Annotated in this window: 23 protein-coding genes and 1 rRNA gene; 12 read left to right on the top strand and 12 right to left on the bottom strand. The window is 42.5% G+C overall.

Annotation, left to right across the window (positions count from 1 at the left end; all coding sequences use genetic code 11):
• Nucleotides 1–43: 43 nt before the first annotated feature.
• Nucleotides 44–280, top strand: a complete 237-nt coding sequence (locus CSV61_RS11080; protein WP_099639267.1) for a hypothetical protein — start codon at nucleotides 44–46, stop codon at nucleotides 278–280.
• Between the two features lie 18 nt (nucleotides 281–298).
• Here the strand turns inward: CSV61_RS11080 and mnhG are convergent, their stop codons facing one another.
• The 7 genes from mnhG to CSV61_RS11045 are packed head-to-tail and all read right to left on the bottom strand — an operon-like array spanning nucleotide 299 to nucleotide 6,068.
• Complete coding sequence (mnhG, locus tag CSV61_RS11075; RefSeq protein WP_083032934.1) at nucleotides 299–682, bottom strand: monovalent cation/H(+) antiporter subunit G; 384 nt, start codon at nucleotides 680–682, stop codon at nucleotides 299–301.
• A complete protein-coding gene (locus tag CSV61_RS11070) occupies nucleotides 666–947 on the bottom strand; it encodes a Na(+)/H(+) antiporter subunit F1 (protein ID WP_099639266.1) in 282 nt (93 codons plus the stop codon). Before CSV61_RS11070 ends, mnhG begins: the two co-directional genes overlap by 17 nt.
• Nucleotides 944–1,426, bottom strand: a complete 483-nt coding sequence (locus CSV61_RS11065; RefSeq protein ID WP_099639265.1) for a Na+/H+ antiporter subunit E — start codon at nucleotides 1,424–1,426, stop codon at nucleotides 944–946. The genes CSV61_RS11070 and CSV61_RS11065 overlap by 4 nt, the downstream gene beginning before the upstream one ends.
• A 6-nt stretch (nucleotides 1,427–1,432) precedes the next feature.
• On the bottom strand, nucleotides 1,433–2,917 hold the full coding sequence (locus tag CSV61_RS11060; protein WP_099639264.1) for a Na+/H+ antiporter subunit D: 1,485 nt from the start codon (nucleotides 2,915–2,917) through the stop codon (nucleotides 1,433–1,435).
• On the bottom strand, nucleotides 2,910–3,251 hold the full coding sequence (locus CSV61_RS11055; protein WP_099639263.1) for a Na(+)/H(+) antiporter subunit C: 342 nt from the start codon (nucleotides 3,249–3,251) through the stop codon (nucleotides 2,910–2,912). The genes CSV61_RS11060 and CSV61_RS11055 overlap by 8 nt, the downstream gene beginning before the upstream one ends.
• Nucleotides 3,251–3,673, bottom strand: a complete 423-nt coding sequence (locus CSV61_RS11050; RefSeq protein WP_083032923.1) for a Na(+)/H(+) antiporter subunit B — start codon at nucleotides 3,671–3,673, stop codon at nucleotides 3,251–3,253. The genes CSV61_RS11055 and CSV61_RS11050 overlap by 1 nt, the downstream gene beginning before the upstream one ends.
• Nucleotides 3,660–6,068: a Na+/H+ antiporter subunit A gene (locus tag CSV61_RS11045; RefSeq protein ID WP_099639262.1), complete on the bottom strand. Its 2,409-nt coding sequence runs from the start codon at nucleotides 6,066–6,068 to the stop codon at nucleotides 3,660–3,662. Before CSV61_RS11045 ends, CSV61_RS11050 begins: the two co-directional genes overlap by 14 nt.
• Before the next feature lie 181 nt (nucleotides 6,069–6,249).
• Here CSV61_RS11045 and CSV61_RS11040 point away from each other — a divergent pair, with 181 nt between their 5' ends.
• On the top strand, nucleotides 6,250–6,822 hold the full coding sequence (locus CSV61_RS11040; RefSeq protein ID WP_083032917.1) for a YufK family protein: 573 nt from the start codon (nucleotides 6,250–6,252) through the stop codon (nucleotides 6,820–6,822).
• A gap of 45 nt (nucleotides 6,823–6,867) precedes the next feature.
• Here CSV61_RS11040 and CSV61_RS11035 read toward each other — a convergent pair whose 3' ends face one another.
• Entirely contained in the window at nucleotides 6,868–8,721 is a 1,854-nt protein-coding gene (locus CSV61_RS11035) for a transglycosylase domain-containing protein (protein ID WP_233193585.1), read from the bottom strand.
• Nucleotides 8,722–8,842: 121 nt separating this feature from the next.
• Nucleotides 8,843–10,084 carry an MFS transporter gene (locus tag CSV61_RS11030; protein ID WP_099639261.1) on the bottom strand — a complete coding sequence of 414 codons (1,242 nt, stop codon included), beginning with the start codon at nucleotides 10,082–10,084 and terminating at the stop codon, nucleotides 8,843–8,845.
• Between the two features lie 831 nt (nucleotides 10,085–10,915).
• Between CSV61_RS11030 and CSV61_RS11025 the strand changes: the two genes are divergently transcribed.
• The 4 genes from CSV61_RS11025 (at nucleotide 10,916) to yugI (ending at nucleotide 12,628) form a co-directional block, all read left to right on the top strand.
• Nucleotides 10,916–11,506 carry a peptidylprolyl isomerase gene (locus tag CSV61_RS11025; protein ID WP_099639260.1) on the top strand — a complete coding sequence of 197 codons (591 nt, stop codon included), beginning with the start codon at nucleotides 10,916–10,918 and terminating at the stop codon, nucleotides 11,504–11,506.
• 29 nt (nucleotides 11,507–11,535) lie between these two features.
• On the top strand, nucleotides 11,536–11,757 hold the full coding sequence (locus CSV61_RS11020) for a hypothetical protein (RefSeq protein ID WP_099639259.1): 222 nt from the start codon (nucleotides 11,536–11,538) through the stop codon (nucleotides 11,755–11,757).
• 112 nt (nucleotides 11,758–11,869) lie between these two features.
• Entirely contained in the window at nucleotides 11,870–12,136 is a 267-nt protein-coding gene (locus CSV61_RS11015; protein ID WP_083032904.1) for a DUF1871 family protein, read from the top strand.
• Between the two features lie 117 nt (nucleotides 12,137–12,253).
• The gene (gene yugI / locus CSV61_RS11010; protein ID WP_099639258.1) at nucleotides 12,254–12,628 is read left to right on the top strand and encodes a S1 domain-containing post-transcriptional regulator GSP13; all 375 of its coding nucleotides are present in this window, start codon (nucleotides 12,254–12,256) and stop codon (nucleotides 12,626–12,628) included.
• Between the two features lie 133 nt (nucleotides 12,629–12,761).
• On the opposite strand, the gene CSV61_RS11005 is transcribed toward yugI, so the two are convergent.
• Nucleotides 12,762–14,063: an AAA-type ATPase lid domain-containing protein gene (locus CSV61_RS11005; protein WP_099639257.1), complete on the bottom strand. Its 1,302-nt coding sequence runs from the start codon at nucleotides 14,061–14,063 to the stop codon at nucleotides 12,762–12,764.
• 181 nt (nucleotides 14,064–14,244) lie between these two features.
• Here CSV61_RS11005 and pruA point away from each other — a divergent pair, with 181 nt between their 5' ends.
• The 3 genes from pruA (at nucleotide 14,245) to CSV61_RS10990 (ending at nucleotide 18,396) form a co-directional block, all read left to right on the top strand.
• On the top strand, nucleotides 14,245–15,789 hold the full coding sequence (gene pruA, locus CSV61_RS11000; protein ID WP_099639256.1) for an L-glutamate gamma-semialdehyde dehydrogenase: 1,545 nt from the start codon (nucleotides 14,245–14,247) through the stop codon (nucleotides 15,787–15,789).
• A gap of 33 nt (nucleotides 15,790–15,822) precedes the next feature.
• Nucleotides 15,823–17,016, top strand: a complete 1,194-nt coding sequence (locus CSV61_RS10995) for an ornithine--oxo-acid transaminase (RefSeq protein ID WP_099639255.1) — start codon at nucleotides 15,823–15,825, stop codon at nucleotides 17,014–17,016.
• A 135-nt stretch (nucleotides 17,017–17,151) separates the two neighbouring features.
• Nucleotides 17,152–18,396 carry a Glu/Leu/Phe/Val family dehydrogenase gene (locus tag CSV61_RS10990; protein WP_083032889.1) on the top strand — a complete coding sequence of 415 codons (1,245 nt, stop codon included), beginning with the start codon at nucleotides 17,152–17,154 and terminating at the stop codon, nucleotides 18,394–18,396.
• Nucleotides 18,397–18,437: 41 nt separating this feature from the next.
• Here CSV61_RS10990 and CSV61_RS10985 read toward each other — a convergent pair whose 3' ends face one another.
• Nucleotides 18,438–18,695, bottom strand: a complete 258-nt coding sequence (locus tag CSV61_RS10985) for a DUF378 domain-containing protein (RefSeq protein WP_083032886.1) — start codon at nucleotides 18,693–18,695, stop codon at nucleotides 18,438–18,440.
• Nucleotides 18,696–18,801: 106 nt separating this feature from the next.
• On the opposite strand from CSV61_RS10985, the gene CSV61_RS10980 reads away from it, so the two are divergent.
• Nucleotides 18,802–19,965, top strand: coding sequence for an iron-containing alcohol dehydrogenase (locus CSV61_RS10980; RefSeq protein ID WP_099639254.1), 1,164 nt, complete (start codon nucleotides 18,802–18,804; stop codon nucleotides 19,963–19,965).
• A gap of 104 nt (nucleotides 19,966–20,069) precedes the next feature.
• On the opposite strand, the gene CSV61_RS10975 is transcribed toward CSV61_RS10980, so the two are convergent.
• The gene (locus CSV61_RS10975; RefSeq protein WP_099639253.1) at nucleotides 20,070–20,792 is read right to left on the bottom strand and encodes an MgtC/SapB family protein; all 723 of its coding nucleotides are present in this window, start codon (nucleotides 20,790–20,792) and stop codon (nucleotides 20,070–20,072) included.
• 125 nt (nucleotides 20,793–20,917) lie between these two features.
• Here CSV61_RS10975 and CSV61_RS10970 point away from each other — a divergent pair, with 125 nt between their 5' ends.
• A complete protein-coding gene (locus tag CSV61_RS10970) occupies nucleotides 20,918–21,820 on the top strand; it encodes a DMT family transporter (protein ID WP_099639252.1) in 903 nt (300 codons plus the stop codon).
• Nucleotides 21,821–22,217: 397 nt separating this feature from the next.
• Nucleotides 22,218–22,350, top strand: a 16S ribosomal RNA gene (locus tag CSV61_RS10965); the annotation flags it as partial.

Below are 22,350 nucleotides of genomic sequence, written 5' to 3'. Positions count from 1 at the left end.
TCTTTCCGACTAGACATAGGATACAGGGAAAGGGGGAAGTTAGATGACAAGACATAGTTATAGTGGTGGATACGGTGGCGGTTACGGAAGTGGGTTTGGAGGATTTGGTGTTCCTTTCTTAGGTGGTCTAGTTGGTGGATTTTTAGGTAATGCCATTACACCAGGTTACGGTTATGGCGGTGGCTACGGTGGCTACGGTGGAGGATATTATTCGCGACCTTACTACGGTAGCTATCCGTATTATCCACAACCGTATTACCCTTACTATCCGTATTATTAAAAAAACACGCCGTGATGACTATTTGTCATCCGGCGTGTTTTTTTCTGATTCAATACGTTGTTCTATTACTGCATCTTTTAAATCGTCTCCAACCGTCAAGTCGGTAGGTTCTACACCCGACATATAAGCAGCACGTGTCATTAAGTGACCACCAATCGGAGAAGTGATAAACAAAAAGACGATACCGAGCAACAGTGCCACACTGAAATGGCCTTCATTCCACCAAAAGTGAAGGAATATACCGAGCAGTAAACTCATTACTCCTAGTGTAGCGCTCTTTGAAGCGGCATGTGCGCGTGTATAGACATCAGGAAGTCGTAAAATTCCAATGACTGTGACGATCGTGAAAATGATTCCCACCGTCACGAGCAACACAATAATCATGTCAGCTATTAGGTCCACGTTCAATGATCTCTCCTCTCTCAATGAATTTTGAGAAGGACACTGTGCCGATAAACGACATGATAGCGATCAATAAAATCGCATCGATGAAGAACGGCGTATCAAACAAGATGGAAAGCAGCGCGATGGCGGATATGAGCATAACACCAATCGCATCCAGAGCTACTAGCCGATCTGGCACGGAAGGACCTTTCCATACTCGATATAGTAATCCGAGCATAGACAAGATGACTAGCACGAGACAGACAGAATAAAATATGTTCATCCTCGGCTCACCTCCATAATGGCTTTCTCGAATGTGTTTTTAATAGAATCGATTGCTTCATCCACATCGTCTACGTCGATTGCGTGGATATACAAGGTACGTTGATCATCTGAAACATGAACGACGACCGTACCAGGTGTTAATGTAATTAAACTTGATAACAACGTAATTTCCCAATCTTTTTCAAGCTCTGTTGGCATAGCGAAGAACATCGGCTGCATAGTCGACAAATCCGGTTTAATCACTAAAAGCAACACGGAAATATTCGACAAGATGAGTTCCTTTAGGAAAATCGCTGTTAATTTTACCGCAGACCAGATGCGCCAAATGTACAAGCGTCTACTGAAATAACGGCGTGTCATGATGATCATCAGCAACCCGATTAGATATCCTATGATGAACGTAGAAGGTGTCAATGAACTATTCATGAACATCCAAACGACTGCAATGAAGAAATTTAATAGTATCTGAAAAGCCATTGACCTCTACTCCTTTAACACCGCATTTATATAGATGGATGGATCAGCCAGTACATTCGCTGCATCCGTCATATATGGCATAAGCCATTCAGCACCGACACCATATGCTACCGTAATGACTACTAGCATAATAGCCGGGAACATCATTTGACGGTACGTACGTTGATCGCGAATAGGCAACTCGTTCTTCTGAGGCCCCCAAAATGCATAAATGAAAATCCGGATGACAGACAGTAGCACAACTAAACTAGAAACCAAAATTATGATACTACCGATCACATGATCCGCTTCAAACGCACCTTTTGTGATGAGCACTTTCCCAAGAAATCCACTTAACGGAGGAATACCAGCGAGACCGAATGCAGCAATCAAATACATCCAACCAAGTGTTGCATGGGTTTTAATTAAGCCGCCCATTTCCCGCAAATTCGAAGTGCCAGTTGCATAAATCACAATACCAATCAAAACAAACAGTGCCGCTTTGATCAACATATCATGAAGTAAATAGTAAACCGCGCCTTCTAGTCCAGACGTATTCATTTGCGCTACGCCGAACAAGATGACACCTACTGCGATGATGATGTTGTAAATGATGATTTGCTTCAAATCGAAATACGCGAGAGCCCCGATACAACCTGCAATGATGGTGAGTAACGACAGAACCATCAAAAACTGGTGCGTAAACCCAATGTCGTGTACGAAAAACAACGTATACGTACGCGTGATGGCATAGACGCCTACTTTAGTGAGTAGGGCACCGAACAATGCAAGAATAGGTATTGGAGGTGCAGCGTACGAATTCGGTAACCAGAAATACAAAGGGAAGATAGCCCCTTTGATTCCGAAGACGATTAAAAACAAAATCGCGATAACAGAAATAATCCCTGGTTGATTGATCTCAGCGATCTTCACCGAAATATCCGCCATATTTAAAGTGCCAATAATAGAGTACAAGTACGCTACTGCAACTACAAAGATGGCAGATGAAATAACGTTCACCAATATGTATTTTATAGATTCACGAAGCTGCCGTTTCTCGCCGCCGAGTACAATAAGCAAATACGACGCGATCAGTAGCACCTCGAAAAATACGAACATATTGAAAATATCGCCTGTTGTAAAGGCACCATTGATTCCTGTAATCATAAACAAAATGGCAGGGTAGTAGAAAAATCTTTCTCTTTCTACACCAATGGATGAAAAGCTATAGATGGCGACAAAAATGGTAATGATAATCGTCGTCGTGACGAGCAAAGCGGAGAACATGTCTGACACCATCGTAATACCGAATGGCGCAGGCCAGCTCCCAAGTGTCACGGTTTGGATTCCTTCTGTCTTCACTGTCGCGATAAGCCAGAAAGAAGCAACAAGGCTGAAAGCTAATCCGATCAGTGTCAACACTCTCTGGACGACCACTTGCTCTTTAAAAAACATTAAGATCATCGCGAAAAAGAAAGGAATAATGATCGGAAATAAAAGAAGATTAATCATGTTCATCATTCCCTCTCAATTCATTCATATTATCTGTTCTGTGCACATCATACATACGATATGCCATAACTAGCATGACCGCCGTCACACCAAAACTGATGACGATCGCAGTTAAGATCAATGCTTGAGGCAGGGGATCTGCAAAATCCGTCACACCATCTAGTACAACAGGTGGCGCTGAACCTTTAAGTCCACCCATTGTGAGGATGAGCAAGTGGGCTCCATGACTAAGCAAACCAGTACCTAAAATTACTTTTAGTAAACTTCTGGATAAAATCAAATAGACAGCTGCCGTAAATAATACCCCGATGAGAATAGAAAGGATCAACTCCATCAGTCATCGCCTCCAATCGATTGAATAATCGTGATGGCGGAACCAACGACAACTAAGTACACTCCACTATCAAACAACATCGCTGTATGCAGAGATGTATGCCCGAACAGAGGCAAGTCGAAATCACCGAATGCATGTGTAAAGAATGGCACATTAAAGAAAATGGAACCCGCCGCTGTACCTAACGCAAGCAATAATCCAATGGCAGTCATTACCGTAAAGTTGAACGGAAGAATTTGTTGGATTGTCCGTATATCGAATGCCAACAACAGTAACAAAATCGCACCTGTCGTCAACAAGCCGCCGACAAAACCTCCGCCCGGTGCATAATGACCTGCAAAAAAGATGTGTATGGAGAACAGGAAGATGATGAAAAACACTACTTTAGCTGCGGTTTGTAAAATAACATCATTTGTTTTCATCAGTCTGCTCCTTTCTCGATACACGCAAGCGAATCATGCCAAGTACCGCGATCCCAGCAATAGCAAGTACTGCGATCTCAAATAATGTATCAAATCCACGATAATCCACGAGAATGACGTTGACGATATTTCCGCCAGCGGCTTCCGTCTCCACCGTATCTTTGTAGTATTGGGAAATCGAAGGAATCATTTTTTGTGAATGACTGGATAGGGCGACCAAAGTCACCATCACCCCTACACTCAATGAAACCATCAGATTGACCATTTTATTGCTTTTCGTTTCCCCGTGCGTGCTGAGTGCCGGTAAATGCTTAAATGCCAGTAAGAACAACGCAACGGATACTGTCTCGATGACAAGCTGTGTCAGTGCCAAGTCAGGAGCTTTGAAGATGACGAAGAATAACGCGACGGAATACCCGACACCGCCAAGCGCGATGATCGCAGTAAGACGTGACTTCGCAAATACAACAAATCCGACAGATACAAGTAACACGATTGCATTTAGTGAACCATATAATGTAATCGCTGCGAAACTGTTCATATCGATAACGAATGCATCCTTGATAAACAGCAACGCAATGATCGTAACGGACATAAATGCGAACATATACAATAAGTATGTCCGAATCTTGCCTGTCATATAAAGGCGAGACACCCGATTCATACCTTTTTCGCTTCCGCGCATCATCGCATCATAACCGTTATTTAACGATAGCTGATCAGGCTGGATACGATAAAGTGGTTGCCATTTCGGAATGGTCAAGTAAAGTAACGTACCGAATACGATGACACCAATGGTTAGCCATAAGCCAACAGCTCCAAATCCATGCCATGCTTTGACATGAATGTCGATAGCGGATGGACTTGCATACAATGTCGGTTGAACCGCCATGACAGCCGGCTTAATAATCCACTTCCCGATGACATTCGGAATGAAGAACACGACAATGACGATTGTGGCCAAAATCATCGGTGCAAGTAGCATTCCAATCGGTGCTTCATGCGGTTGCTTCGGCAATTGTTCAAACTTCTTCTGTCCAATAAATGTTTTTAGTACAAAATACATACTGTACGTAAACGTAAACACACTAGCAACCCAAGCGACGATTGGGAACAGAATACCCCACGTATCGAAGTTGAATAACTCAAAATGTCGAAGTGCTACCATAGATTCCAAGAACATTTCTTTACTTAAGAATCCACTGAACGGTGGCAAGCCAGCCATAGACAATGAACCAATCGCAGCCACAGTAAAGCTGATTGGCATGACGCTCATTAACCCACCTAGCTTACGAATATCCCTGGTACCGGTTTCATGATCAATAATACCTGCGATCATGAAGAGCCCACCTTTAAATGCTGCGTGGTTAATCAAGTGGAAGATTGCTGCATACGTCGCGAAGCTGAACATGGCTGCGGTCGTATGGTATGAAATAGCACCAGCACCAAGTAACGACATGATTAAACCAAGTTGACTGACTGTTGAAAATGCTAAAATCGCTTTCAAATCAGTTTGTTTTACTGCGAATAATGAACCCCAGAACAACGTCAACAATCCAATTCCTGTAACGAGCCAAATCCAAGTGGACGCTGAGCCGAAGATCGGTGTAAATCGTGCGACCAAATAAATGCCCGCCTTCACCATCGTGGCAGAGTGTAAATAGGCACTGACTGGTGTGGGCGCTTCCATTGCATCCGGTAACCAGATATAGAATGGAAATTGTGCTGACTTCGTAAAGGCACCAAGCAAGAGTAATACTAATGCCAGAGTGAAGTACGGTTGATTCAGTAGATCAGGAGCTTGGGCAATTAATTCCCGAACGGAGAATGTTTCCCCCATGATACTGAGTAAAACGAATGCCCCGAGCATCATTAATCCACCAAACACCGTAATCATCATCGATTTCAATGCGCCAAAACGTGATTTGTCCTTTGTGTACCAGAAACCAATCAACAAGAAGGACGAAATGGACGTTAACTCCCAGAACAAGTAAAGTGTCATCGTGTTGTCAGATTGCACGACTCCGAGCATAGCGGTCATAAAGATGAGTAAGTAGACGTAAAAGCTACCGAGATCCTCTTTCTCCCTATCCATGTAAAACACAGAGTACAAGACGACTAACGAACCGATTCCGGTGATCAATAGCGTGAATAATAAACTAAGACCATCTATGTATGAAGTAAACGCAATTCCAAGTGACGGAATCCATTTCATTTCAGAAATAGCATGACCACCATCCATGACTAGCGGTAAAAAGCTCAGGTAATAGCTAAATAACACTAGAGGGACTACTAAAACAAACCAACCTGTATGTATTCCTTTAACTTTTCTATAAGCAAAAGGAACAAGTATTGCGAAGATTACAGGTAAAAAAATCAATAACACGAATTCCAAGAGAATCCTCCTTCCAACCATGTTCTTCACATATTCAATTCCCAAGGCATAAGCGTGGGCGTATTTGTTAGTATAGCGTAAAACATTTCAAATTGCATAGACGACAGTTGACCAATTATTGCTTTATTCGACTTCCTTCTTATATTATTAGGATGATGAAAAAATATTTTTTGGGGGTATTATGAAAAATCCATATTTGTTCAGCTATTTACCATTTGTTACGGTCTTGCTATTCAGTTTGACCTTTGGTGTCTATAGTGTTGGAGAGACATTGATTCTTTTTAAGGAAATCGGTCTCTATCAAGGTATGAGAGAGTTTTTATCAGATTTTCAGTTACGTATCTTTTTATTGACGATGTATTCATTAGTATTCTTCATGCTATTTGCAGCGCTAAAACTCATTGCTGTCACTATACATGAAACGGCCTTATTATTTTTCCTGAAAGAAGAAGCGGATGCATCCTATAGCGCGTCAAAATCCGGTGTAGTCATTTACTTTGTCGGTGCACTTGCTTCAGCGATAGGTATCCAATCATGGAAGGCCCTCGTATTGATCTTCCTCATTACTTCGTTCGTGTATTTTGTTTATGTTGTGTACAAATTAAGTCCATTCATGCCGCTGACCCATACAGTAGGTTTGATTTTCTTCCAGATTATCATCTGGAGTGTTCTCGTGGCGGGGCTTGTGTATATCATTATCCGTCTATACAACGGGCTACTCGCCAGTATTCCGTTAACCAATCCAGTTAAATAAATGGAAAAGCCTTGCGGATCCGAAATAACGGACCTTGCAAGGCTTTTATGGTCGCATCGTCGAGGAAAATGCCCGTAGGTGAACTTTTTGGTCGCGCAGACGTGGAATAGGTGTCGGTCTGTCGTAACCGATCCACACAGCTGACGTATAGCGATCATTCATACCGATAGCCCACAAATCTTTAAACGCATCAGTCGTTCCTGTTTTCGCTCCGGTGTAGCTAGTTGTATACGCAATTCCTTCGCCAGTACCGTTGACGACAACTTCTCTCATCAACGAGCGGATGCTATGGACTGTGGAAGGGGACCAGACCGCTTTTGACGTGTCCTTCCATTTATACAAGACTTCCCCTTTATGATCTTTTACCGAGCGAATCGCACGAGGCGGCAAGTACATCCCGTCGATAAAGCTCGTAGTTGCTCCAGCAAGTTCTAATGGCGTGACGCCTTTAGAAAAGCCGCCAAGCGCTGCAGGATAAGAACGGTCAGCCTTAACGATATGCTGGAAGTGGAAAGGTGCTAAATGCGAGAATGCTTCGGCGATTCCTACACGTTGCAATAAACGTACAGCCGTCGAGTTATAACTATTTCGGAATGCTTCCCGTACCGTAGTCGTTCCAAACTGATAGTTGCCGAAGTTTTTCGGACAATATCCCCCAATACAAATATCACTACTGTTGACAGGGGTATCCGCGTGATACGGACCACTTTCAAAAAACGGCGCATAGACAAGCAATGGTTTGATTGCGGACCCTGGTTGCCGCACTGCTTGATACGCACGATGGAAGTCAGTTTTTTTATAACGTGCACCTGCATAGAGACTAATGATCTCTCGCATGTCATTGTCGATGATAGCAGCTCCAGCTTGCACACCGCCCGTTCCAATAAGTGCATTCAGTCGATTTTCATCATGTTGTTGCTTGTGTTGATCCAGTGCCGTATCGATTGTCACGCCTTTGCTGATCACTTCTCGCGTACGACGATTGATTTCATTTTGCCAGCGTTGCCGTTCCTCTGGCGTTTTTGCTTTACTCATCGACGTGTCAAGCCCTTCCGTCTGCGCAATCAGTTCTTTCAACTCTTCCAATACGTACGTGCTGTACATTGGGTGAAGCTGTTCTTTTTTCTTGACGTTCAATTGAATCGGAAACGCACTGTACGCCTCAAATTGCTCTTGTGTAATGACTTGTTGATCGAGCATAACTTGAAGCAGTCGTATTTGACGCTCTTTCGTTTGGTCGAAATGCTTGATTGGGTTATAAAGTGATGGATTATTTGGAATGGCCGCTAAAAACGCAATTTCCGCCTCATGCAATTTCTCGATAGGACGACTGAAGTAGTAAGTTGCAGCGCCACCAATGCCGTACACTTGATTGCCAAAATACATTTCATTCAAATACATTTCCAGAATTTCATCTTTTGTCGATTGCTTCTCTAATTCTGCTGCAAAGAAGAGCTCTTTAAACTTCCGTTCATACGTTTTCTCTGTCGATAAATAGCGCATCCGGACAACTTGCTGTGTAATGGTCGAAGCTCCTTGCTGTTTAGCGTCTGCTGCTGCGTTAATCGTGAAAGCTCGAATGATTGCCGCGATATCATAGCCTCGATGCTCATAAAACGTTCGATCTTCACTTTTCAAAAATAACTGCCGCGTGAAAAAAGTCATATCCTGCAAATGAATGGGCTGTCTCCATTCGGTATATTCTTCCGCAAATAAAGTCCCGTTACGGTCTTTCATTTGAATAGGGGAGGTCATAGTAGGTACTTCCAGCTTCACTGTGTCACGAATCGCTGTATGCAATGTTTTCGTCTGTACGGTTTCTTCGTGGATTTGATTTTGAATAAATAATAATAGCGGAACGCATGCAAGCGTAATCACTAATGCAACCGTTTGTTTCAACTGACTAGCCTCCTGTACTGTCACGTAGCTATAGAAAAATATAACATATCTTGACAACTGTCGCCTGAATCAAAAAGAAATAAAAAAAGCCACGCAACCTATAAAAGGTTACGTAGCTATTTTACGCGTGTTCATTCGCTTCACCTTGCCGGTCTTCTAAGAAGTGTTCGAAATCCTGTGTAGGCCGTCGCACTGCCATAGATAAGAACAAATAACCGACTATGAACAATACGCCTGTCACGATGAAAACTGCAGGAATCCCAATATATCCACTGACAATCCCACCAAACATAGGTCCGATAATATTACCAAGGAAACGGAAGCTCGTGTTATATCCCATAACCTCACCTTGTACTTCCAGTGGTGCTTCACGACGAACAAGCGCTGTCGTAAGTGGAATCATACCGCCTGTCGAGATCCCAAATAAGAACCGCAACAAAACCAGTTGCCAAAGTGACGTAACGAATGCCTGTGGAATAATGAAGACGAACGACATGATGAGCAGTAGCCCAAGAATTTTTTCGTATCCAACATCGTCGCCAACCTTCCCCCAATACCTAGCGAATAGTAAATTGCCGAGGCCCGTTGCACTGAACGTCAGTCCAGCAAGGAACGCAACATTGGTTGCAGCATGGGTCAAATCCGCTACGTAGAGTGACAGCAACGGCTGAATACTGAAATTCCCGACTTGGATCAACGTCGTGACCAGCATGACATTGAACATCAGACGGTGTTTAAACAATCCACCTAAAATAATTTTTCGCGAATATTTCGCTACTTTTTTCGCTTTCACCCGTGCTTCCTCTTTAATTCCAAATAGCACAAGCAGCGTCGCGATCACTACGGAAATAGACGTGATGATGAAAGTATACTCAAAACCGAACGTATCAGCCATGAGACCACCGAGAACGGGACCAAATAACATGCCCGCGACACCACCCATTTGCAGCGTCCCGAGCATCTTACCCGCTTCCTCACGAGGAGTCTGAGATGAAATGAAAGCTAATGAAGTCGGTAAGAAACCTGTAACCAAGCCCATCAGAAATCTCAATACGAAAAAGATTTCTACGGAATTGACAAAGCCCATCAAAAAGACCGAAACCGTAATCCCGAAACCATTAATAAGCAATATAGGCTTAAAACCGAAACGATCCGCAAAACGTCCCCAAATAGGTGACATAACTAGCGCGGTAATAAACGTAGCACCAAATATTAATCCTGCCCACTTCTGGACATACGCATCGGAATAATCCCCAAACGTTTCAATATATAACGACAGGAATGGCATAATCATCGTCATCGTACCTGCTACAAGAAAGTTCGTGATCCAGATGATAATGAAGTTTTTCTTATGTCGACTCAACGTTGAACCGCCTTCCTCCTGTAATGTTTCGATAGGTATCAGTATAAAACAATTCGACAGTCGAAGGAAACATAGTGCTTACACGTAAAAGGAGAGTGAATTGAAATTTTCGATCCGGCTGAGGGACGTATATTGGCTTTTCGAATGCAAGAGCAGTCGAAACGCAGAGGGCTATGAGCGGTTAAGCGGCCTGATTGATCGCATAACCGGTAAGTATGAGCGGGTACGGCCCACGATAGAGCGGATAACTCTCGCTATTGAGCGGTTACGCAAAAACAATGAGCGCCTACACGAATTTATGAGCGTCCCAGCGACTGCCCACGAGTGCTGCAAGACAATGAGCGCTTAAGCGGCCTGATTGATCGCATAACCCGTAAGTATGAGCGGGTGCGGGCCAGGATAGAGCGGATATCTCTCGCTATTGAGCGGTTACGCAAAAACAATGAGCGCCTACACGAATTTATGAGCGTCCCAGCGACTGCCCACGAGTGCTGCAAGACAATGAGCGCCTAAGCGGCCTGATTGATCGCATAACCCGCAAGTATGAGCGGAAACGCCCCACGATAGAGCGGATATCTCACGCAATAGAGCGATCACGCAAAAACAATGAGCACCTACACGAATTTATGAGCGAACTCGCATATCCCTATAGCCTATAGATAGATCAACGTTGCGCTGTCCTCAGATTGCGTTTTTTCTCAGCAAATTAAACTTTGTCAATTAACTGTCACAGTTACAATTATCGAATTTTGCCATCATATATGATAGACTGTTTTCATACACAAAACATGCAGCAAAATGAACAAGCACGTAAATTTGAGGAGGAATATCATGTATCCACAACTATCGACTGAAGTAGCAGAAAACGAAGCACTAGTTACGATGAACACCACAATGGGGCCTATCAAAATAAAGCTTTTTAAAGAGCAAGTTCCAAAAACAGTTGAAAACTTCTTGACTCATGCGGAAAATGGTTATTACGACGGTATTATTTTCCACCGCGTGATCCCAGAATTCATGATTCAAGGTGGAGACCCAACTGGAACAGGAATGGGCGGAGAAAGTATCTATGGCAATACATTCCAAGATGAGTTTACAATGGATCTATTCAACTTGCGTGGCGCACTATCTATGGCAAATGCTGGACCCAACACAAACGGTAGCCAATTCTTCATCGTACAAGCATCTTCACTTGCAGGCGCTTCAGCGGCACAATTAAAAAATGGCGGATGGCCTGAAGAAATTGCGGATGCATATGAAGCAAACGGTGGAACACCTCACTTGGATCAGAAACACTCTGTATTTGGTCAAGTAGTAGAAGGAATGGACGTTGTGGACAAAATTGCTAACGTGAAAACAAACCGCGACAATAAGCCAAATGAAGAAATTAAAATTGAATCAATTGAAATCATCCAAAAGTAAGCGGATTTGATTCGTAGGGGGAAACTAGCATGGACTTCGTTCTATTGATGCCGTTTCTTTATTTTCCTGAAGATAAATCAGAATACATCCCAGCAGCAATTTCTTTCGTCATCTTTATGACGCTTATGCTGTTCGTATTTCGTTGGATTATTAAGAAATCCAAACAGCAGGAAGAAGAAACGAAAGAGCTGGAACAACGTATTCTAAAAGAACGACAACAACATCAAAATACAGGACATCCCATCGATTGATCGGGATGTTCTTTTTTATTCATCGGTCTCGTAAACTGCCAAAATATCTCTAACTGTTTTCTTGCTACCTGTTGTGCTATGATTAAAAGAAAAACAAATCAGGTGACGAATCATGCAAACCACGGAAATGAATAAAAAAGCAGTCTCACTTCTTAAACAATGGGATCCATTTGAAGAAGGGGAGTATGCGTATGGTGCAGAAATTGCTGAAATAGTGACGGAGCTTCATCGTGTAGATCATCCAGCAGACTTAGCCAAATATATTCGTGATGTCTATGAGCATACCCATGAAATATGGATACCTTTAGAGAACTGTATGGACATATCCTATAAACTCATTGCTGTTAAATATGAAGCCCATTCAATTGTGCAGTATTAAATACTCAGAGCCTTCTATTCAGATGGCTCTTTTTTGTTCAAAACTTCGAAATATGGTATACTTTGAAGCGGCCATAGTGGCAGACTAGATACTACTTTAGATTGGGAGCTGTTTTGCATGTCTCACAAATTTGCAGTCGGAGATGAGCTGACCGGAAAAGTTACCGGGATCCAGCCATACGGTGCGTTTGTAGCGCTGGATGCTTCAACGCAAGGCTTAGTGCACATCTCTGAAATCACGTATGGATTTGTTAAAGATATTCATGACTTTTTGGAAGTTGGGCAAGAAGTTCACGTCAAAGTATTAGATGTGGACGAAGGAGCTAGTAAAATCAGCTTGTCGATTCGTGCATTACAGGAGCCACCAAGTTCTTACTTGAATCACTCTCGTTCTCGTCAATCATTGCAAGAACGTGTGGATCAGCAAGACGCAGATGGTTTTAATTCACTGAAAGATAAACTGCAGGGTTGGATTGAGCAATCCGGACGTTGATAAAAGGACTGTCGCAGAAGTTTTTATAACTTTTGCGACAGTCCTTTTTGTTTGTGGAATCGTTTCGACGTTAAATGGCTCCTTGGAAGTTGGAGTAAGTTTCGTCACTACAAGTAGAACGGTGCATTATCACTTATTCTTTCAATTTCCTCAACCGATATTGCAAATTCTGTCTACTCATACCGAGGGAGTTGGCAGTTTTCGTAATGTTATGGTCATGCAACTCCATTGCTTTTTGAAGATAATACTTCTCGGCTCCTCGTAAATATTGATCAAACGGCAACAGTTTAGAGTCACTTTGCACGATAAAGTCACTTGGTTGTGATGCGTCATTAGCTATTGCCTCGACCTTCATTTTAAATTGCAAAGGCAACATATCCTGAGTCAACGTATCTTCTGTTGTATGCATGGAAGAAACTTCGTCCAGGAGTAGCTCGAGCTCTCGCAAATTTCCTGGCCAATCGTATGCAAGAAGTAATTCGTTCACTTTGTCATCGATTTTCGTTAGTCCTGTCCCTAATGATTCCACTCGGATCTTTAAATACGCTTCAGCGCAAGGAATGATGTCTTCTGGGCGCTTCCGTAGTGGAGGGATTCTGATGGCGAAAGACGCGAAAAAATAATAGAGCTCCTTTAGCAATGTGCCTGACGCGATCAGCTCGACTGGGTCATCCCCGATACTCGCGATGAATTGATGGGCGGGTGTTTTCTGCAAAACATAGAGCAATGCCTGTTGCAATGAAATCGATAAAGTATCCATCCGTTCGCAGAATAACGTCATAGGCGGTTGTTGTTGCAAAGTTTCTTCGAGTTGCTGGATGATATCTGTATCAGCATGTAGACAATGAAATGTGTGGAAAATCCGCTCGTTGTCTGCAAAGCCATAGTGAATCGCTTCGGCAAGATTATCCTTCCCTACACCTGTTTCTCCAATCAATAAAACTGGCAAGTCAGCCGCCGCTGCTTGTTCGGCAGTGGAAATAACCGATTTCATGGCCAATGATTGAGCGGTGATTTGATTAAATGTTATTGGGCCACGATTTTTACGCAATGGTTGTAAAACGAATTTTTCCAATGCCGTAATATCTTGAGCGAACTCAATCGCACCAATCAATTCCTGTTGTTCATAAATAGGGTAGGTGTCATTCATCGTCGTGATTTCTACTTTATTCGTATTCCAGTACTTCTGCTTAACACGCAATTGTGGCTCTCCACTTTGCAATACTTTCAATAACGTGCTTTCGGTCTTATCAAAGTTAAATAACTCCAAAATAGAGTGGTCTTGTATATCCTCAAGATTCAGTCCTTCGATTTCTTTCATTTTGCGATTATAGACAATCGTCCGTCCTGAATGATCTACAGCATGTATACCGATATTTGCATGATCTACAGCAAACTGATTGCATGTATTCAATATATTTTCATCTTTACTCATAAAAAAACACCTTCCTAACCTAGTGCATATCGGATTTCTGTTAATAAATTAATAGAATTTAAAAATAATTAGAAGAAAACACTTGCAATGTGCAACGTTTTCTTGCATCATTATAAATGTAAACGTTGACAAACGCAAACTAATTTTGCGTCCCTAACTATAAAGGAGGATTTGATTCCAAATGATTCCATACAAACACGAACCATTCACAGATTTTACAGTTAAAGAAAACCGCGAAGCGTATGAAGAAGGCTTGAAAGTAGTAGAAAGTTATATTGGGCAAGATTATCCGCTAATTATCGGCGGTGAACGCATAATGACAGATAAGAAACTAGCATCCACTAACCCTTCTGATAAAAAAGAAGTGATTGGTCATGTCTCGCAAGCTAGTCGCGATTTAGCAGAGCAAGCGATGACTACTGCAAAGAAAACTTTCGAAACTTGGAGAAAAGTTAAGCCAGAATTTCGTGCTGACGTATTATTCAAAGCAGCTGCCATCGTCAGACGCCGCAAGTTTGAATTTTCCGCGTTACTGACAAAAGAAGCAGGTAAGCCGTGGAATGAAGCGGATGCAGATGTTGCGGAAGGTATCGATTTCATGGAATATTATGCTCGTCAAATGCTTACGCTGAAAGAAGGTATGCACGTGGAGAGCAGACCAGGTGAATATAATCGATTCGATTATGTACCGCTTGGTGTAGGTGTTGTCATTTCACCGTGGAATTTCGCTTTTGCGATCATGGCAGGGACTACAGTAGGTGCGCTTGTCACAGGAAACACCGTCCTGTTGAAACCGGCTTCTACAGCAACAGTCGTTGCGTATAAGTTTATCGAAGTGTTGGAAGAAGCGGGCATGCCGGCGGGTGTCGTCAACTTCATCCCGGGATCGGGTTCTGAGATCGGTGACTACTTGGTCGATCACAAAGATACTCGTTTCGTTTCGTTCACAGGTTCACGTGAAGTAGGTACACGCATTTTCGAACGTGCGGCAAAAGTACATGACGGTCAAATCTGGCTGAAACGTGTAATTGCAGAAATGGGCGGTAAAGATACGATAGTCGTTGATAATGAGGCGGACTTGGAATTGGCTGCACAATCTATCGTTTCCTCATCATTTGGATTCAGTGGCCAAAAGTGTTCGGCATGTTCTCGTGCCATCATTCATGAAGATGTCTATGATGAAGTGGTAAAGCGTGTAGAAGAGCTCACGAAGGCATACAAATGGGGTGATCCAGTCGATGGAAATAACACAGCGGGTCCAGTTATTGATCAAGCGGCATTTGATAAAATCATGGATTATATTGAAATCGGTAAACAAGAAGGACGTCTCATCGCTGGCGGAACTGGCGATGATTCAAAGGGCTATTTCATAGCGCCAACTGTCTTCGCTGACGTGGATCCAAATGCACGTATTTCTCAAGAAGAAATCTTCGGTCCGGTTGTGGCACTTTCAAAGGCTTCGTCGTTTACAGAAGCAATTGAATTTGCAAACGACACAGACTACGGTCTAACAGGTGCGGTCATCACGAAGAATCGCCACCATATTGAGCAAGCTCGTGAAGATTTCCATGTAGGTAATCTATATTTCAATAGAGGCTGTACAGGCGCTATCGTTGGATACCAACCATTTGGCGGTTTCAATATGTCCGGTACGGATTCAAAAGCTGGCGGGCCTGATTACTTGCAGTTGCATATGCAAGGAAAAACTACGTCAGAGATGCTATAAATCGTTAAACTGAATTCAAAGGAGTGAACGGATATGACGAAAACGACAAATGTTATTGAAAAAACGAAAAAGTATGGTGCGAATAACTATAATCCGCTACCGATCGTAATTTCTGAAGCGGAAGGTGTCTGGGTAAAAGATCCTGAAGGTAATAAATATCTGGATATGCTGGCTGCCTACTCTGCACTCAATCAAGGGCATCGCCATCCGAAAATCATTCAAGCGCTAAAAGACCAAGCAGATCGTGTCACGCTAACTTCACGTGCCTTCCATAACGATCAATTGGGCCCGTGGTATGAAAAGATGGCAGAACTGTCAGGTAAAAATATGGTGTTACCTATGAACACTGGCGCAGAAGCAGTAGAGACTGCTTTAAAAGCCGCCAGACGATGGGCATATGATGTGAAAGGTGTAGCGGGCAATCATGCAGAAATTATCGCATGTGTAGGGAACTTCCACGGCCGAACACTTGGCGCAGTTTCATTGTCATCAGAACCCGAATATAAAAAAGGATTCGGTCCGTTGCTACCTGGTATCAAATTAGTAGAGTACGGGGATATCGAGGCGTTGAAAGCGGCTATTACTTCCAATACTGCTGCGTTCCTAATTGAGCCGATCCAAGGAGAGGCGGGCATCATGATTCCTCCTGAAGGATTCATGAAAGAAGCATCTGAACTGTGTAAAAAAGAAAACATACTCCTTATTGCAGATGAAATTCAAGCAGGACTCTGTCGTACAGGTGAAATGTTTGCTTGTGACTATGATGGTGTCACACCGGATATGTATATCTTAGGGAAGGCACTGGGCGGAGGCGTATTCCCGATTTCCTGTGTACTCGCGAATGAGGACATCTTAGGTGTATTTAATCCAGGATCTCACGGTTCTACATTCGGTGGGAACCCAATGGCATGCGCAGTATCCTTAGCCGCAATTGAAGTGTTGGAAGACGAAAAGCTTGCGGAGCAATCTAAGGAATTAGGGAACTACTTTATGGATGAATTAAAAAAACTTTCTCATCCTGCAATCAAAGAAGTACGTGGACGTGGATTATTTATTGGAATGGAATTAACGGAAGAAGCACGTCCGTATTGCGAAGAACTAAAAGAACTTGGTTTATTATGTAAAGAAACACATGATACCGTAATCCGTTTTGCTCCGCCATTGACCATTACTAAAGAGGAGTTAGATTGGGCATTGGAAAAAATCCGCACAGTATTTAGCAAGTAAGCAGCATTTTACCGCCAAGCTTTTATCACATGAAAAAATCAAAGGCGATTTGGAATCGATATGTGGATGTTTGAATATGCTCGTGTTATAATGTGTCCGTGAAAGACAATAACAAACAAAGAGGCGAGCCATACAATGACAGAAAACCTGAATCTATTTACGTCTACACAAGTTGTTATAAAAGAAGCACTTGAAAAGCTAGGCTATGATGAAGGAATGTACGAACTACTGAAAGAACCACTTCTTATGGTAGAAGTGCGTATTCCTATCCGTATGGACGATGGAAAAGTAAAAGTATTTACCGGATACCGCGGACAACACAATGATGCAGTCGGACCAACAAAAGGTGGAATTCGTTTCCATCCTAACGTAAGTGCTGATGAAGTGAAGGCGCTTTCTATGTGGATGACACTAAAAGCAGGAATTGTGGACTTGCCATATGGCGGTGCTAAAGGCGGTATTATATGTGATCCGCGAGAAATGTCGATGGGTGAATTAGAACGTTTGAGCCGTGGCTATGTGCGTGCACTTAGTCAGGTAATGGGACCTGCAAAGGATATTCCGGCACCGGACGTCTTTACGAATTCACAAATCATGGCATGGATGATGGATGAGTACAGTAAAATTGATGAATTTAACTCACCTGGTTTCATTACAGGAAAGCCAGTCGTACTTGGCGGTTCACATGGCCGCGAGCGCGCAACAGCTGAAGGTGTAACAATTATTATTAACGAAGCGGCAAAACGTCGTAATATCGATATGAAGGGTGCACGTGTGATCATTCAAGGATTCGGTAACGCAGGTAGTTTCCTATCCAAGTTTTTACACGATTCAGGCGCGAAAGTAATCGGTATTTCCGATGCATACGGTGCATTGTATGACCCGGATGGTTTAGATATCGACTATCTACTCGATCGTCGTGACAGTTTCGGAACAGTTACTACATTATTCGACAATACGCTTACCAATGCGGAATTGCTTGAAATGGAATGTGATATTCTAGTTCCAGCTGCAATCGAAAACCAAATCACAGAAAAGAATGCCCATAATATTAAAGCAGACATCGTAGTGGAAGCAGCTAACGGTCCAACTACTTCAGAAGCAACAAAAATCCTGACAGATCGCGGAGTCCTATTAGTACCAGACGTATTGGCTAGTGCTGGTGGGGTAACGGTTTCGTATTTCGAATGGGTTCAAAATAATATGGGATATTACTGGTCTGAAGATGAGGTACGTGAAAAAATGACAGAAAAGATGGTTCTGGCATTTGAAAATGTGTATAACATTGCAACTACACGTAATATCGATATGCGTTTAGCGGCATATATGATTGGTGCACGCAAAACAGCGGAAGCAAGTCGTTTCCGTGGATGGGTATAAGAATACAAAAAGGCATCTCCTCAAGTGTGAGGAGATGCCTTTTAGGTTTGTTCGATAGATGAAGCGGAACGAATTTCTTCTGGTGACTTCGGTTCTTCTTCCCTGCGCCAATACGTAAAGAGAACTTGTAACGCCATGAGACCAGATAATCCGATCACAATATAAAGAAAGCGTGCTAGTGGCTGATAGGCGCCTTCAGTTAGTTGGGCGATGACATCAAAACGGAAAATCCCGACAACACCCCAGTTTAATGCACCGATTAACGCAATGGCTAACGTAACTTTTTGCAGTGTTTCCATATTATCTCCTCCTATCAAAAAGTATATCCTGTTTTTAGAACACTATACTTGCAACGTAAATACATCTTTTTCATAATAGAGAGTAAGAAGAAGGAGGCGTACAATTTTGGATAATTTTATTTTCAATAACCCGACTAAGCTAATTTTCGGTCAAGATCAACTGCAACATTTACCTAAAGAACTTGAAAAATACGGTAAAAAGGCATTGTTAGTATATGGTGGTGGCAGCATTAAGCGCAATGGCTTATATGATGAAATAATGAAATTGTTGACTGAACATGATTTTGAAGTAGTAGACATGCCAGGCGTTGAACCGAATCCTCGGCTGTCGACTGCTAAAAGAGGCGCAGACCTTTGTAAAGAGCATAATATTGATGTAATTATCGCGGCAGGTGGAGGGTCTGTAATCGACTGTACAAAGTTGATTGCTTCCGCGGCAAAATACGATGGTGATCCATGGGATTTTGTAACAGGTAAAGCAACACCTAAAGAAGCACTGCCGTTCGGTACGGTGCTGACGATCACTGCAACTAGTTCAGAAATGAATGCAGGATCTGTTATTACAAACGAAGAGACACAGGAGAAATATGGTTGGGGTGGACCGTTAAATTATCCGAAGTTTTCTATCTTGGATCCGAAATACACATTGACAGTACCACTTGATCAAACAGTCAACGGTATAGTCGATACAATGTCTCACATTTTCGAGCAATATTTCCACACTGCAGACAATGCGTCGTTCCAAGATGAAATTTGTGAAGCAGCATTACGTTCCGTTATGAAGACTGGAGAGCAACTGGTGAAAGACCCTAAGAATACCGAGCTTCGGGAATCCATGATGTTTGCGGGTGTGTGGGGATTGAACGGATTCCTATCGATGGGTACAAGAGGAGACTGGGGTACGCATAATATCGAACACGCCATATCCGCTGTCTACGATATTCCTCACGCTGGTGGCTTAGCGATTTTATTCCCGCACTGGATGAAGCAGACACTCCCAAAAAATCCACAGCGTTTTGCACAGTTGGCTATGAATGTGTTCGGAGTAGATCCAGCTGATAAGACGGATGAAGAGATTGCAACAGAAGGAATCGACCGTTTAAGCGCGTATTGGAAGGGAATTGGTGCACCTGTCACACTAGCGGATTATGATATTGATGACTCTAAATTAGAGCTGATAGCAGAAAAAGCTGCTGGGGATGGTCCGGTTGGTGGATTTGCTAAATTATCTAAGGATGAAGTTCTAACTATATTGAAAGCTAGTTTGTAATTACTGTAGTAAAATGTCAATTGAATAAAAAGACTGAAAGCAAAGCTTGCGAGTGAGTTTGCTTTCAGTCGATCACGTCAGGTCGCGTCGACTTGGCGTTTTTATTATGGATAAATAACGAGTTCTACCGATTCTACATAGGAAAGTGTAGTGAGTTCTATATAGAGTGTAGAGGTAGATTTTTTCGGGTGTGCCATAAGTTTGAATTGCAATTCGTGATGATACTGATGTTCAGGTGTCTGGAATTGTTTGATATGCAAATGGTCAATTTCCATATGTTCTTCATTCAAATATCTAATAAGATCATCAATTTTGGACTTTTGAGTAATGACGATCGTACAATTCGCTTCTTTAGTACGCAGTCGTTTAGGGCCGAACCTACCTAGTAAAGGCGCTATTAGCTCAATAACGATCATTACACTAATTACTGTGAAGAATGCCTCGATATAAAAACCTGCCCCTACTGCAATACCGATTCCTGCTGCGCCCCAAATCATAGCAGCGGTAGTCAGGCCTGTAATATTATCATTATCTCTACGTAATATTGCGCCCGCACCCAAGAAACCTACACCACTGACGATTTGAGCGGATAGCCGCAAAGGGTCCATGGTGATATTGATATCGTTACGAGAAGGTACTAAATAAGCTGCTTCAATTGAGATAATTGTCAATAGACAGCTAAAGGTAGCAATGACTGCACTCGTCTTTAGCCCAATAGGTTTTTTCTTGATCTCCCGCTCTACACCCATAATGATACTAAGTACGAGGGCTATGCTGATTTTAATCAATGCTTCTCCATTAAATGAATCGGCTAGTATAGCTAACATAAATCATCCTCCTTCACTTACAAAATAGGAAGATTACCTATATACTTTCTTTAATACGGCAATCAACTCGTACACACGTCTCCTTCTATTGTAATGGGAAGAGAGATAGAAAGAGAAGTGATATTTTGAATAAACCATTAATTCATCCTTACATACCGATTGCGCTTGGTGTCCTTACTGTCGGCTTATCTGCAATTTTTGTGAAAATGGCCACGGCTGACGCGGGTATCATCGCCTTTTATCGTATGTTCTTTTCAGCTGTCATTATGCTTCCGTTATTCTTCATTTCCTATCGTAATGAATTGCAAACATTAACGGCAAGGGATTGGCTTTACACTGCAAGCTCAGGATTATTTCTGGCGGTTCATTTTATACTGTGGTTCGAATCCCTCAACTACACATCAGTTGCTAGCTCGACTGTCTTAGTGACGCTTCAACCGATATTTGCGTTAGCAGGTACGGCATTGTTCTTTAAAGAAATTATTACAGGAAAGATGTTGACCGCTGTATTCATTGCGTTAACGGGAAGCTTCATTATTAGTTGGGGAGATTTCCAAGTGAGTGGAGCCGCGTTATTTGGAGATTTACTTGCGTTACTCGCATGTTTATTCGTTACAGCGTATTTATTAATAGGCCAGAATGTGCGTAAAAGAATCTCGCTCGTAACGTACACGTTTCTTGTTTACTCCGTAAGTTCGGTTGCGCTGTTTTTCTATGTACTCATCACGCAAGAGCCTTTCTTCGGATACCCCACTGCGGATTGGGGATGGTTTTTAGCTTTGGCGATCTTACCTAATCTGTTGGGACACACGTTATTTAACTGGGCAGTCAAATGGGTGAGCACAAATGTAGTGTCAATCGCTATTTTGTTTGAACCGGTACTTGCTTCAATCGCTGCATATTTCGTGTTGCACGAAAAAATAACTGTACTTCAATTAGGTGGCGCAATCGTTGTTCTGACAGGGGTTCTGCTGTTTGTCGTAGATATAAAAGCAATAAAGAAAAAACTTTTTTTGAAAAACACTTGATTTCTCTATATGATCTATTGTATATTAGTTCTTGTCGCTTCGGACGTAATCGAAAACAACATAAAAAACTTTTTAAAAAAAGTTGTTGACTTCGACAAACTTCGAGTGTAATATAGAGAAGTCGCTTTTATACGACTAACAAACACGAACCTTGAAAACTGAACAGCAAAACGTTAACGAAATACAGTTTGCGCATCTAACGATGACACGAACAAAATGAGTATCTTAATTGATGCCAGCAAATGAAACTCGAGCTAATCGATTTTTCATGTAACTGGCTGACGAGATGTTGTGGAGTGCTAGGAAGTGATCGAGCGAAAGAGGGAGCGTACTCAGGTACGTGACCGACTGAGTGAGTGAAACTGACAACGCAATCCGCGGTATATCGTCTGCCGGTATTATGGAGAGTTTGATCCTGGCTCAGGACGAACGCTGGCGGCATGCCTAATACATGCAAGTCGAGCGAACTGTTGGAAGCTTGCTTCCAACAGTTAGCGGCGGACGGGTGAGTAACACGTGGGCAACCTACC

The organism is Sporosarcina sp. P3, assembly GCF_002743415.1.
GTDB classification, from domain to species: Bacteria; Bacillota; Bacilli; order Bacillales_A; family Planococcaceae; genus Sporosarcina; species Sporosarcina ureae_A.
Note: the sequence above shows the minus strand (reverse complement) of the source record. Positions and strands in the feature narration are given on the sequence as shown.